12 protein-coding genes and 1 pseudogene are annotated in these 12,780 nt (G+C 46.3%); 3 read left to right on the forward strand and 10 right to left on the reverse strand.

The features are described from left to right. Positions 1–3: 3 nt before the first annotated feature. From rplB to IPJ02_06275, 6 genes and pseudogenes are all read right to left on the reverse strand, one after another. Entirely contained in the window at positions 4–846 is an 843-nt protein-coding gene (gene rplB / locus IPJ02_06250) for a 50S ribosomal protein L2 (GenBank protein MBK7375150.1), read from the reverse strand. 161 nt (positions 847–1,007) lie between these two features. Further along, complete coding sequence (gene rplW / locus IPJ02_06255; protein ID MBK7375151.1) at positions 1,008–1,310, reverse strand: 50S ribosomal protein L23; 303 nt, start codon at positions 1,308–1,310, stop codon at positions 1,008–1,010. Between the two features lie 33 nt (positions 1,311–1,343). Next, complete coding sequence (gene rplD / locus IPJ02_06260; GenBank protein ID MBK7375152.1) at positions 1,344–1,976, reverse strand: 50S ribosomal protein L4; 633 nt, start codon at positions 1,974–1,976, stop codon at positions 1,344–1,346. A 38-nt stretch (positions 1,977–2,014) separates the two neighbouring features. Beyond that, positions 2,015–2,631, reverse strand: a pseudogene (gene rplC, locus IPJ02_06265) (50S ribosomal protein L3). 123 nt (positions 2,632–2,754) lie between these two features. Continuing rightward, positions 2,755–3,060 carry a 30S ribosomal protein S10 gene (rpsJ, locus tag IPJ02_06270; GenBank protein MBK7375153.1) on the reverse strand — a complete coding sequence of 102 codons (306 nt, stop codon included), beginning with the start codon at positions 3,058–3,060 and terminating at the stop codon, positions 2,755–2,757. Between the two features lie 159 nt (positions 3,061–3,219). Beyond that, a complete protein-coding gene (locus IPJ02_06275) occupies positions 3,220–3,921 on the reverse strand; it encodes a DUF2807 domain-containing protein (protein ID MBK7375154.1) in 702 nt (233 codons plus the stop codon). A gap of 96 nt (positions 3,922–4,017) precedes the next feature. Here IPJ02_06275 and guaA point away from each other — a divergent pair, with 96 nt between their 5' ends. Together guaA and IPJ02_06285 are read left to right on the forward strand one after the other, a co-directional pair. Further along, positions 4,018–5,553, forward strand: coding sequence for a glutamine-hydrolyzing GMP synthase (gene guaA / locus IPJ02_06280; protein MBK7375155.1), 1,536 nt, complete (start codon positions 4,018–4,020; stop codon positions 5,551–5,553). Positions 5,554–5,600: 47 nt separating this feature from the next. Beyond that, on the forward strand, positions 5,601–6,794 hold the full coding sequence (locus IPJ02_06285; GenBank protein MBK7375156.1) for an ABC transporter substrate-binding protein: 1,194 nt from the start codon (positions 5,601–5,603) through the stop codon (positions 6,792–6,794). A gap of 35 nt (positions 6,795–6,829) precedes the next feature. Here the strand turns inward: IPJ02_06285 and IPJ02_06290 are convergent, their stop codons facing one another. The 3 genes from IPJ02_06290 to IPJ02_06300 all read right to left on the reverse strand — a co-directional run bounded on the left by IPJ02_06290 (position 6,830) and on the right by IPJ02_06300 (position 11,175). Beyond that, on the reverse strand, positions 6,830–7,327 hold the full coding sequence (locus IPJ02_06290; protein ID MBK7375157.1) for a hypothetical protein: 498 nt from the start codon (positions 7,325–7,327) through the stop codon (positions 6,830–6,832). A 79-nt stretch (positions 7,328–7,406) separates the two neighbouring features. Further along, positions 7,407–9,884, reverse strand: coding sequence for a carbohydrate binding family 9 domain-containing protein (locus IPJ02_06295; protein MBK7375158.1), 2,478 nt, complete (start codon positions 9,882–9,884; stop codon positions 7,407–7,409). 61 nt (positions 9,885–9,945) lie between these two features. Beyond that, complete coding sequence (locus IPJ02_06300; protein ID MBK7375159.1) at positions 9,946–11,175, reverse strand: proline dehydrogenase family protein; 1,230 nt, start codon at positions 11,173–11,175, stop codon at positions 9,946–9,948. A gap of 207 nt (positions 11,176–11,382) precedes the next feature. Between IPJ02_06300 and IPJ02_06305 the strand changes: the two genes are divergently transcribed. Further along, positions 11,383–11,895: an acyl-CoA thioesterase gene (locus IPJ02_06305; protein ID MBK7375160.1), complete on the forward strand. Its 513-nt coding sequence runs from the start codon at positions 11,383–11,385 to the stop codon at positions 11,893–11,895. 14 nt (positions 11,896–11,909) lie between these two features. On the opposite strand, the gene IPJ02_06310 is transcribed toward IPJ02_06305, so the two are convergent. Further along, positions 11,910–12,662, reverse strand: coding sequence for a 1-acyl-sn-glycerol-3-phosphate acyltransferase (locus tag IPJ02_06310; GenBank protein MBK7375161.1), 753 nt, complete (start codon positions 12,660–12,662; stop codon positions 11,910–11,912). Positions 12,663–12,780: the final 118 nt, after the last annotated feature.

Below are 12,780 nucleotides of genomic sequence, written 5' to 3' on the forward strand. Positions count from 1 at the left end.
TGATTACTTATTACTTAATTTCTTTCCGTTTTTCCGCTGGATGATCATCTTATCAGATCCTTTTCCTCTTGTACGGGTGATCTGTCCTTTTGCATATTTACCTTTGCGGCTGCGTGGGTGACCACCGGAAGCCCTTCCTTCACCACCACCCATCGGGTGATCCACCGGGTTCATGGCTACCGCCCTGGTACGTGGACGAATGCCTTTCCAGCGATTACGACCGGCCTTACCCATGCTTTCCAGGTTATGGTCGCTGTTACTTACCACACCTACTGTTGCATAACAGTTGATCAATACCTTTCTTAATTCACCGCTTGGCATTTTTAAGATGGCATACTTTTCTTCCTTGTTACTTAACTGGGCAGAGGTACCGGCGCTTCTTACCAGGATACCGCCATGACTGGGCTGCATTTCAATATTATGAACATTGGTACCCAATGGCATGTGCTTCAGCTGTAATGCATTTCCTAATTCAGGGGCCACATCATCACCGCTTATTACGGTCTGGCCCACCTGCAATCCCTGGGGAGCAATTATATAACGCTTCTCTCCGTCTACATAAGCCAACAGGGCTATAAAAGCAGTACGGTTTGGATCATACTCGATCGTTTTCACTACAGCCGGAATATTCTTCTTATCCCTTTTGAAATCCATGATACGGTACATGGTCTTGTTCCCGCTGCCCATGTAACGCATAGAACGCCTGCCCTGGGCGTTACGACCTGCAGTGCTCTTTTGCTTTTCAAGCAATGATTTCTCCGGCGTGCTGCTGGTAACTTCTGCGTATGCATTACCGATCCTCCACCGGGTGCCTGCTGTTGTTGGTTTGTATTTCCTTAGTGCCATTTTGATTCTTTTTCCTGCCCCTATCTCCGCCAGCCGGCGGATAAAAGGAGAAGATCATGTTTTACTAATCTCTGCATTTTGCGGTAGCAGATTTACCATTCATTAATTACTATTTTGGTGTTGCCTTACTCTCCGCCAGCCGGCGGATTGGGGGCGGTGTTTTAGATACTGTTGCCGTACAGGTCAATGGTTTCACCCTTGGCAACGGTTACGATCGCTTTCTTCTTAGAAGGCTTGCGGCCAACGATGAACCCCGCCTTGGTATACCTGGCTTTGGCCTTCGAAGGCACCACAATGGTATTCACCTCATCCACCTGAACGCCATAAAAACTTTCTACTGCCTTCTTGATCTCCAGCTTGTTGGCTTTTTTGTCCACGACAAAAGAGTAACGGTTCATTTTCTCAGCCTGTTTATTGGCTTTTTCAGATAAGATCGGCTTTATTAACACATCAGACAGTTTCATGTCTCTTAATTTTAATTTTAGTTTTTAATTCCCTTATGCTTCCACGCTTTCTTCTGTAAAGATCTTTGCAGCACCTTCCGTCAATATCAGCACGTTTGCATTGAGTATATCGTATGTATTCAGATCGCTTAACAGGGTACCGTTTGCCGTGGGCACATTGCGCAGGCTCAGGTACAGGTTATCGTTGTATTCTGCCAGCACAACCAATGTCTTTTTACCGGCGATGTTCAGGTTTTTCAGAATACCGGTGAAAGCAGCTGTTTTAGGTGCATCCATTTTCACATCTTCCAGTACCACGATCGCATTGTCCTTTGCTTTGTGAGCGAGGGCGCTCATCTTAGCCAGGTCCTTCACCTTGCGGTTCAGTTTGATATCGTAGCTGTGCGGCTTGGGCCCGAAGATGGTACCACCGCCTTTATACAACGGGTTACGCAGGTTACCTTTACGGGCACCACCGGTACCTTTCTGCTTGTGCAGTTTCTTGGAAGAGCCATGCACTTCCATACGGGTCTTCACCTTGTGCGTTCCCTGGCGCTGTGCTCCCTGGTATTGTTTAACAGCCAGGTAAATAGCATGGTCATTGGGTTCGATACCAAATATCTCTTCTGGTAATTCAACCGTTCTGCCGGTCTTTTTTCCTTCTGTATTTAAAACATCTACTTGCATTGTACTTATTTTTTGCCACCCTGAGCGGAGCCGAAGGGTTATTTTTGAATTAAAACAATAGAACCGTTGTGGCCCGGTACGGAGCCGCTGATCAATATGTAATTTTTCTCCGGGAAGATCTTCACCACTTTCAGGCCTTTCATGGTAACCCTGTCCTGCCCCATACGGCCGGCCATACGCATACCCTTGAATACACGGCTGGCATCGGATGAGTTACCGATAGAACCGGGGCCCTTTGACGGTCGTGCTGTCCGTGAGACTGCTCACCCACACCGCTGAATCCATGACGACGTACAACACCCTGGAATCCTTTTCCTTTGGTGGTTCCAACCACTTCAACCTGATCACCTTCGGTGAAAATGTCTACCGTGATGGTCTCGCCAACATTTTTGTCTGTTTCGCTATTGCGTATTTCTTTTACGAATCTTTTAGGAGAGGTTTGCGCTTTGGCAAAGTGATTGGTCTCAGATTTTGTGGAGTGTTTTTCCTTCTTATCACCAAATGCTATCTGGAGAGCATTGTAGCCGTCGGTCTCAACGGTCTTCTTTTGTGTAACCACGCATGGGCCGGCCTCAATAATAGTAACAGCGGTCTGCTTGCCACTTACATCGAAGATACTCGTCATGCCGATTTTCTTTCCAATAATACTTTTCATTGTATCTTATTTATATCCAGCGCTCTCGCCTGGGGCGAGAGATAGATGTTCATTATTTTTTTCTTTTTAAGAACTTGCTATCTGCTTTTCTCCGTCCCGGTAGTTACCGGGAGAGAAAGTTCATCAAGCTTTGATCTCAACATCCACACCACTTGGTAAGTCTAACTTACTCAATGCATCCACCGTACGGCTGCTGCTGGTGTAAATGTCTAATAAACGCTTATGCGTACACAGTTGGAACTGCTCACGGGCTTTCTTGTTAACGTGAGGCGAACGCAATACCGTAAAGATTTTCTTATGCGTTGGCAACGGAATGGGTCCTGTTACAACGGCGCCGGTGCTGCGTACAGTTTTAACGATCTTTTCGGCTGATTTATCAACCAGGTTGTGGTCGTAAGACTGTAATTTGATTCTGATTCTCTGTGACATATAAAAAGAACTTTTAAAATACCTTTTTTTAATTTGGAGTGCAAAGGTAGGGGTTGACAGGTAAACAGCAAAAGAAAGGGGAAAGTTTTTTTAAATAAACCACGGTCCCGGGGAGATCTGGGGCATTAAGGAAGGAAATTTGCCGGGCAGTAGCTATGTTTAGTCCCTTTTGCTCACATTGCCGCCACTGCTTTCGGACTTAGTGACAGAAGCGGCCCCGTGATAATTGACCGTTCCGCCACTGCTGGCATGGGCATCCAGTGTTACACTGGCATGCACCCGGGCCCCGGCCCCGCTGCTGACCTTTACTACGGTAATTTCACTTAAAAGGTCATACGACCTGATACTTGCTCCACTGGAAGCCTGGGCATGATAGGTACGGGTTTTACCATCCAGGTTAATCGTAGATCCGCTGCTGGCATCCGCCTCTATCTCGGGCGAATCCACGTCGGCATCAATGGTTCCTGAACTGGAGGCATTAAATGTCAACCTTTCGCTTGATTTAATCACATCCTGCACTTTAACCCGGGCAGATGCGGAAGTGCTGATCTTCGTTAAAGAGGGGGTGGTTATATATACCTTCATGTGAACATCATGGTAGTTATGAAGGTCCCTGGTCCTGATCTTCAGCGTATTTCCGGAAACAACTGTCTCTATATACCTCATGATATTATCATCGGCTTCCAGTTTTACTTCCGTGGCAGGCCCGATCCTCACTTCCACATCAAAGTCGCCCCCCACCGAAATGCCGGTAAAATCCCTCACCGAACGGTTTTCGGTAATGATATCCCCGCTCCCGGTGGTATAACTGCAGGAAGCCAGGCTGAAAACAACAATAAAAAGAAACAGGATCTGCTTCATGGCGTAAAAATTTATGTAAATATAATCATTCCGCAAAACCACCCTATCAATACAACAACAAAATCATCCCCGTAATTATTTACCTTCGCAGCCTATATGACTGAAAAGATTCTCATCCTTGATTTTGGTTCCCAATACACGCAACTCATTGCCCGTACGGTAAGAGAGCTGAATGTTTTTTGTGAGATCATCCCCTACAGCAAAGATATCCTGTACGAACCCGGGTTAAAGGGCATCATCCTCGGCGGCTCCCCTTTCTCTGTAAATGAAGAAAATGCCCCGGTGGTCGATGTAAGGTCCATGACTGAAAAAGTTCCGGTATTGGGCATTTGCTACGGGGCCCAGCTTACTGCAAAACTGTATGGCGGCCGGGTTGAGAAAAGCGATAAACGTGAATACGGCCGTGCCATTTTCAGTAAAGTAAAAGAAGATACCCTGCTGCAGAATATTTCCCCTGCTTCACAGGTTTGGATGAGCCACAGCGATACCATTAAAGTATTACCGGAAGGATGTGAAATGCTGGGCACTACAGAAAGCATTCCCGTGGCCGCATTCCGCCAAAAAAATAACGGGACCTTCCCGCTCTATGGCCTGCAGTTCCATCCCGAAGTATACCATTCCACGGAAGGCAAGACCATCCTGAAGAATTTTCTGGTGAACGTCTGCCAGTGCAGCCAGGACTGGACACCGGCACATTTTATAACGGAGACGGTAGAAAAATTAAAGGCGCAGATCGGGTATAAAAAAGTGATCATGGGGCTTAGTGGCGGGGTAGACAGTACCGTTGCCGCCACCCTGATCCAGAAAGCCATTGGCGACAACCTGTACGGCATTTTTGTGGACAACGGCGTTTTACGCAAAAACGAGTTTGAAGATGTATTGAACATTTACAATAAACTGGGTCTGCATGTTATCGGCGTGGATGCAAAAAAGCATTTTTACAAAAAGCTGGAAGGCAAAACAGACCCGGAAGAAAAACGCAAAGCAATCGGCGGGGCGTTCATAGAGATATTCGACCAGGAAGCACACAAAATTGAAGGGGTTGAACTTTTAGGCCAGGGCACCATTTACCCGGATGTGATCGAATCCCTGTCTGTACACGGACCATCGGCAACCATTAAATCGCATCACAATGTTGGCGGATTGCCCGACAGCATGAAACTGGGATTGGTGGAACCCCTTCGTTCCCTGTTCAAGGATGAGGTAAGAAAAGTGGGGCTGGAACTGGGGATACCACATGAAATGCTCTTCCGTCATCCTTTCCCGGGACCGGGCCTTGGCATACGGATATTGGGAGAAATTACAGAAGAAAGGGTACGGTTATTGCAGGAAGCAGATGCTATTTACATCAATGGCCTGAAGAAACATGATTTATATGCATCGGTCTGGCAGGCAGGCACCATTTTACTGCCTGTTAAAAGTGTTGGGGTGATGGGTGACGAGCGGACCTATGAATTCACGGTTGCATTAAGGGCCGTAACATCGGTAGATGGCATGACAGCAGACTGGGCACATTTGCCCTATGATTTCTTAGCCGGCATATCCAATGAAATAATAAACAACGTAAAGGGAATAAACCGGGTAGTGTATGACATCAGCAGCAAGCCCCCTGCAACAATTGAGTGGGAGTAGATAATGAAGCACCTGCCGGCAGGCAGGTTAAAAATGAAGCATTAAAAATGAAGAAGAGATTCTTAACAGCTGGGTTATTTTTCATCGCGTTTTTTGATTTTACCAGCGCCCGTGCACAGGTTGATTCCCTGAAAAAATCGACTTTGAAGATCGGCATCTTTGCCCCGCTTTATCTTGACTCTGTATTCAGCAACAATACATTCCGGTATAAACAAAACTTACCCAGGTTCATCATGCCCGCCGTGGATTTTGTAAGAGGTGCACAACTGGCGCTGGATAGCCTGCAGGCAGGCGATGATTATATGGAGGCGAGCATTTACGATACAAAATCATACACGCAACCCGTTTCCTGGCTTATCCAGAATAAAAAACTGGACAGCCTGCAGCTTATCATAGGCAGCGTGAAGGACGCCGAATATTTTCAACTGGCCGGGTTTGCACTTCAAAAGAACATCCCGTTCATCTCGGCCACCTATCCCAATGATGCAGGGATAACCCGGAACCCCTTCCTGGTCATCGTGAACTCCACCCTGCGGTCGCATTGTGAAGCCATCTTCAGTTATATCCTGCAGAAACATGGTACCGACAGGATATACCTCTGCCGCCGGAAAGGGGTACAGGAAGACATGGTGGCATCTTATTTCAAACAAATAAATGAACAGGATGGTAAACCGTTGCTGCCCATCGAAACGCTTTATTTTGAAAATAACCCGACTGCTGCTTTCCTTAAATCAAAACTCGACAGCAACCAGAACAGTATCCTGATCGGCGCCAGCCTGGATGAGACATTTGCGGGAAATATATCAAAGGCCTGCTTTGAACTTCATAGAACCTATCCCCTGACACTCATTGGTATGCCAACCTGGGATGGCTTTGCCGCACTGGGCAGGAAGAATGAGCTGGTTGACTTCCCGGTCTATTACACGACCCCTTATTTCAATAATAAAACAGACGACTACAGCAAATGGGTCACGGAAAGCTACCGGAAAAAATATAAGACCTACCCCGGAGACATGGTGTTCAAAGGATTTGAAACGGTATATTTATTTACAAGGTTGCTGGCAAAGCACGGAGACAACTTTATGAATAATGTCAACGATAAGAATTTTAAAGTGATAAGCGATTATAACTTCCGGCCGGTGATGCTGAAAAAAGAAAATACGGTGCCCGATTATTTTGAGAACAAGCACCTCTACATCATTAAACTGGTGAACGGGGCCGCTACCAAAGCCTGGCAATAAAAAAAACCGGAACAATGTTCCGGTTTTTTATTCATTTATTTTACAAGATGTTTCCGTTGTATTGTATACAGTATGATAAACAGTACAGGAAAGATCATGAAGTAGGCAAAAATGGTTTTAAAGAACACCGGCAGGAAGATAATGGTACCTATCCAGGGAAGTATTTCACCAATGAGCCACAGTGTATAGCCCTCCTTTTTCAGTTTACGCATTTGTAAAGCACCGTACACACATAGCAAGACACCCACCAGGCCAAATATGAAAAGGGGTATTTTGTTATCAAGGGCCTTTACCATCATATCATGAACATCGGGACCTGCAAGCTTTTTGGCCCAGGCGGGAGCCTCAGCAAGTTTTTCCTGGTTCTTTTCAAATTCATCCAGGGCCTTTCTCCCGGAAATGAAATTTGATACGGTATTGTATAACTCCCAGGCAGATCCTATAAACGTTAAAATGGTCAGTACATTTAAACCGGATGGCAGTTTTTTGGGTTCTTCAGCAATCAGAACATCGGTAGTGTTTTCCTGGTTCATAGTTTTTTTCTTTACAAGATAATATGTTTGTTTCTTAAATCAAAACAGCCCATGTTAAGCATGTGAACATCCGTCAAAATTATGCCCGCCGCTTCCGCAGTTTCAGGTAGTCGATAAAGTAAACGATCTTTACCGTGATCTCGTTGCTGTGCGGATTATCGATCACCTTGCCAAAGTTCTTTATGTAGGTGCTGTTGGCATAGGCATCGATCATCACATTGCTGCCCAACGCATTTTTCCAGGCAATGGTGAGGCGGCTCCCCGGTAAAAAATCCCAGGTGTAGAACATATCCACATTGAACGTGTTGAAGTTCAGGTTCTGGTTTGGTATGAAGGCAACTTCATCCCAGTAACCATCCGGTTTCAGGTTGTAAAAATTGGTGTTGCTGAGTAAGGACCAGTAGTGACGCATGCGGATGTTCACGTTCATTCTTGAAGTGAAATTATACTGGCCGCTTAAAACAGCCGTATTGGTCTTTACATTACGCCTGGCGATCACGGGCGACCCGTCGGGATTGGTGATGAATGACCAGCCCCAGTTGCCCCTGTCCCGCAGGATATTCATACTGGCGCTGAACTGCAGCTTGTCGCTGAGGCGGTACCTCAAACCCAGGTTGCTTGCCCAATAAGGATCCTTCGGCAACGGAGATTCTGCCCCGCCGATCTCCCAGCTGAAAAAAAGTTTTTTCCGGCTGTCCGAACTTCCGGCAATACCAAGATAATAATAAGGCGTCCGCCTGAGAAAATACCCGGTGTAAACATTCGAATGAACAAAATAATCCTTGTTCCAGGCCGGGCTGCTTTGAAAAGAAAAGGACAGGTCCCAGAAATTCCTGAACAGGAAAAAAGCCCTTGCATTCACCTGGAAACTTGCCCATTCAAAAGGTTTATACAGGTACACATTATTGAAACTAACCCGGTAGGAATGATTGAGAAAATACCGGGTGGGCCTGATGATGTTGTAACTTATATTTCCGTTGTACTCAAATGAATTGTTGTTTTGAATGAACCCCAGGTCGTTGGGATCGTATTGGTCACTTTCCACGGCCACATTGGCCCGGTACTGGATCACACCGCTTACTTTTCCAAACCCGGCCACCGAGGTGAACCCGTTCTTATTGCCTTGCTTTCCCCATATGGTACTGTACCTGTTTGTAAGGGAGAAATTATAGTTGTTATGCCTGTCAAACAATGAAATATCCAGGCTGCTTACATTGGCATTGCGGCTGTTGCCCCTGCGCAACACATTGGTATTGGTGAAACTTACCGATGACCGGTGCTTCAGGGCCTGGTCAAACACGATTATATTATAGTTGGTAAGCGGTTCGGTTAAAATACTTGAATCCTTCCCGGTATTCACGTTCTGTATCTTCGCATACATGGGTGCAGATACGGCATTGAATATTCCGATACCCAGGTTCCTTTTTGTACGGCCGGAAATTTTGGTGGCATTGTACAATCTTGTTATACCCGGGTTTTTAACGATGCGGTAATCGGGATTATCCCCGTATTCACTTAAAACGTATGATGCAAGCCCGGGTGCATTCCCGATCCGGCGTGAATAGAAGAGCCCGGCTTTATTAAAAAGCTCTGTTCCTTCCGTAAAGAAAGGCCGGTAATCATCAAACTTTACCTGGAAGGGAGAAAGGTTGAGAAATACATTATCACTTTGTACCTGGGCAAAATCCGGTATCAGGGTCATGTCGAGAGTAAACCCTTCATTGATGCCGTATTTAACATCCATTCCCCCGCTTTTGAGGAACTCGGTCACATCCCCCTTGCCGGTGGGTGATACCCGGAATCCCCCGGACAGGTAAGGCAGGAAGGATAAACGGACCGGTGGCTTTATATTACTTAAGCCCTTCCAGATGCCCCACTGGTTCAGTTCACCGCTGATGTTGGGATTGATAGGGCTCCAGATGCTGTTCTCATTCTCTGAACGGGTGAAACGGCCGAAATTCAGTCCCCAATCCTGGATCTCTTTATTTGAAAATCGGATAGCGCTTAATGGTATCCGGATCTCTGCCACCCACCCATCCGCTTTTATATTTATCTTACTTTCCCAGACAGCATCCCAGCTGGCGTCGGTAACCACTCCCCCGTTATTACTACCACTTTGAGATTGTTTGGCATCGCCCTGGACATTTGCGGCCGTTACCCGGAAGATAAATGCATTCTGATGATCAAGATAGGTATCGAAACCAACGGCAAAAATGTCTACGTCCTGCCGGTCGATCACATCCCGGGCAGTAAGCTGTTTACGAATGGTTGCCGGGTCCTGGTACATATATGCACAAACATAAATGGCCGTGTTGTCGTAAGCGATCCTTACATCGGTCTTATGGGTGGAAGGCCTGCCGAAGACGGGCTGGGAAGTGATGAAGTCACCGGTCTTTTCCATGGACCGCCATGCATCGTCATCCAGGTACCCGTCAATTTTAACCGGCTTGCTTATCTTGATGGCGGGAATACTCCTTACCTGGCCATGCGTGACAGAGACGAATAGATAAAGTCCGGCAGTTAAAATGAGGCGTATAACCATTTGAATATCCGTCAAAGATAATTTAATCCATATTAAGAGGCCAGTTATGGATTGTTTGCAGACAGATTACTACTTGCTATAGACGCCGGCGTTTCATTTCTTTTTTTATCAGGCTCAATTCCCGGCCGGTTTGTCCCGAAACGGAACTGTTTTCCTGGGCACGCCGCATCAGGTATGGTATCACGTCCTTGATGGGACCAAAAGGCAGGTACTTGCTTACCGAGCAACCGGACCTGGCCAGGTTGAAAGTGATGTTATCACTCATCCCATAAAGCTGGGAGAAATGAACATGCCGGTGGTTGTGGGGCAATCCTTTTTTATCGAGCAGTTGGGTGGTATATAAATTACTCTGTTCATTATGGGAAGCAACGATGAGTGCAATTTTGTCAAGATGCTCCACACAATACTCCACGGCAGCATTGTAATCCCGGTCGCAGGCTTCTTTATCCGGTTGTATGGGCGACTGGTAATTCATAGCTGCTGCCCGGGCCCTTTCTTTTTCCATATAGGCACCTCGTACCAGCTTGGCTCCCAGGACAAAATCCCTTTCTACCGCCGCTGCATGGCTATCCCGTAAGAACTGAAGCCTGTCGTGCCGGTATAATTGAAGCGTGTTATAAACCACCGCTTTTTCCCTGTTGAATATATCCATCATCAAAATGGTGAGGGCGTCCACGGGATCCTGTATCCAGGTTTCTTCTGCATCAATCAAAACACCCACATTTTTCTTATTCCCCTCTTCACATACCTGCTGCGTACGCAGCCTTACCCGGTGCCATTCATCTCTTTCCTCCGGGGATAAAGCGCTTACCGCGTTGAGGTACCTTTTTATCAGGCTGCCGGGAAGGCTGCTCATGATGCCGTGCAGTTTTTCCAACAGTGCAAACCGTGCAAAGCCCGTTACCTTAACGCTCATAAAAGGAATATTGGGCTGCGTGGAAGCATACGCGATCACCTTTTTAAACTCATCCCGTGCGTGTTCAAAATTCGCTTCCCCTTCTTTACCTTCCACACCATAATCCAATATTACCTCCACCTTGTATTTTTCCAGTTTATTTACAACCCGGGCTGTTTCTTCCAGGGTTTCTCCGCCAACAAATTGCTGGAAGATCGTTTTCCGTATCACCGTTTTTGTAAGCGGTATTTGCCATTTAATGGCAACGGGCGTGATCTTCAGCCCTGCTTTTACCAGCCAGGGCTTACCCATCATCCCAAAAAGAAAGTGGGCTTTTTTTAATTCACCGTCTGATTTTGCGGCAAAGGCACATTCTGTATTATCGAAAAAAACCGGAGCTGGATCATTCATATATAGCAATTCAATGACCGAAATTCGAAAAACGAAGACGAACTGCCAAATAATTAAGCATAATTGATATCATATTTTTTGCTGCCGGAAATTGGTAAAGAGCAAAACATCCAATGACCGCCATCCCGGGTGATCGCAAAGCCATCCTTTCGTTCGGGTTCCGTCACCGGAAATAAATCCGCTTATCTTTGCAAAAAAAAATCTGCCATGGATAAAAAAGCAGTTGAATCGCTGGTGGTGATGACCGAGCTGGTGTTGCCGAATGATACAAATACTTTTGGGAACCTGATGGGCGGACGGCTCATGTACTGGATGGATATTGCTGCTGCCCTGGCGGCCATGAAGCACTGCGGCGCTCCCGTAGTTACGGCTTCGGTGGATAACATTTCTTTTGAAAGCCCTATAAAACTCGGGAACGTTGTACACATAGAAGCAAAGCTGACCCGTGCTTTCAACAGCAGCATGGAAGTGCATTTAAATGTGTGGGGCGAGGATGCGATACAACAATACCGCTACAAAAGCAACCAGGCCTATTACACATTTGTTTCGCTTGACCCCAACGGGAAACCGAGAAAGGTGAACCAGGTGGTACCCGAAACAGAGGAGGAAAAGAAATTATTTGATGGTGCATTACGAAGAAGACAGTTGCGCCTGATACTTGGCGGAAAGATGAAACCGCAGGAAGCCGCCGAACTGAAAGCGTTGTTTGTAAAAGACTGATCAGCTCCGGTCACTTAGTCCGGTTGTTCTTTTCCGGGCATGAACTTTTTACTTTGTTCAATGGCATCCATGATGTCTTCCAGTATCTTTTCCGTTGAATCCTCAAAATCGATCTGCAAGGGATCCTTAAATGTTACAGAAAGCCTGGTTCCTTTCTTAATGAGCTTCAGCCCTTTTTTATCGAATGCAGTACTGAATCCGTCAATGACCACAGGAACTACGACCGGTCTTTGATGTTTGATGATAAAGGCTGTTCCCTTGCGGCCCGGCACAAACGGCGTGGTGGTGCCCTGCGGGAAAGTGATGACCCAGTTCTTATCCAGTGCCCGGGAGATCTTCCGGGTATCGCTGGGGTCAAGGCCCTTGCGCACTTCCTTTGCATCGGTGACCCAGACACGTTTTACCATAATGGATCCGGCCAATGCAAACAGTTTGCTGAGCAGGTTCTTCTTCATGGTTTCTTCTGCCGACACAAACTGGATACGGGTATATGGCCAGAGTAAGTAATAGGGAATGCCCAGTTTTCTTTTTTTACCCCAGCTTACGGCGCAAAAAATGTGTAAGAAACAGATCACTTCCGCAAAATAGGTTTGATGGTTGCTTACAAAAAGCACATTCTTTTTAGGAAGCTGCTGCAGTTTCTCCATCCCGTTCACCTGGAGTTTGTTCAGCACATTCAGTCCCGGGTAAGAAAGACTGCCGACAACCGTATAGATGATTTTTTTTACAAAAGCCGATTCTTTGATCCTGGTAAGCCACGTACTCATTGCATTTCTTTTCTTAAGCAAATTAGTTCATGCAATTTATATAATCTGCATTGCACATCATAATCAATTTAAAGAACGGTTAACATTTTTATGCTGCAAAGGTTGGGCACGGGTTAGG

It is taken from the genome of Chitinophagaceae bacterium (assembly GCA_016710165.1).
Lineage (GTDB): Bacteria > Bacteroidota > Bacteroidia > Chitinophagales > Chitinophagaceae > Ferruginibacter.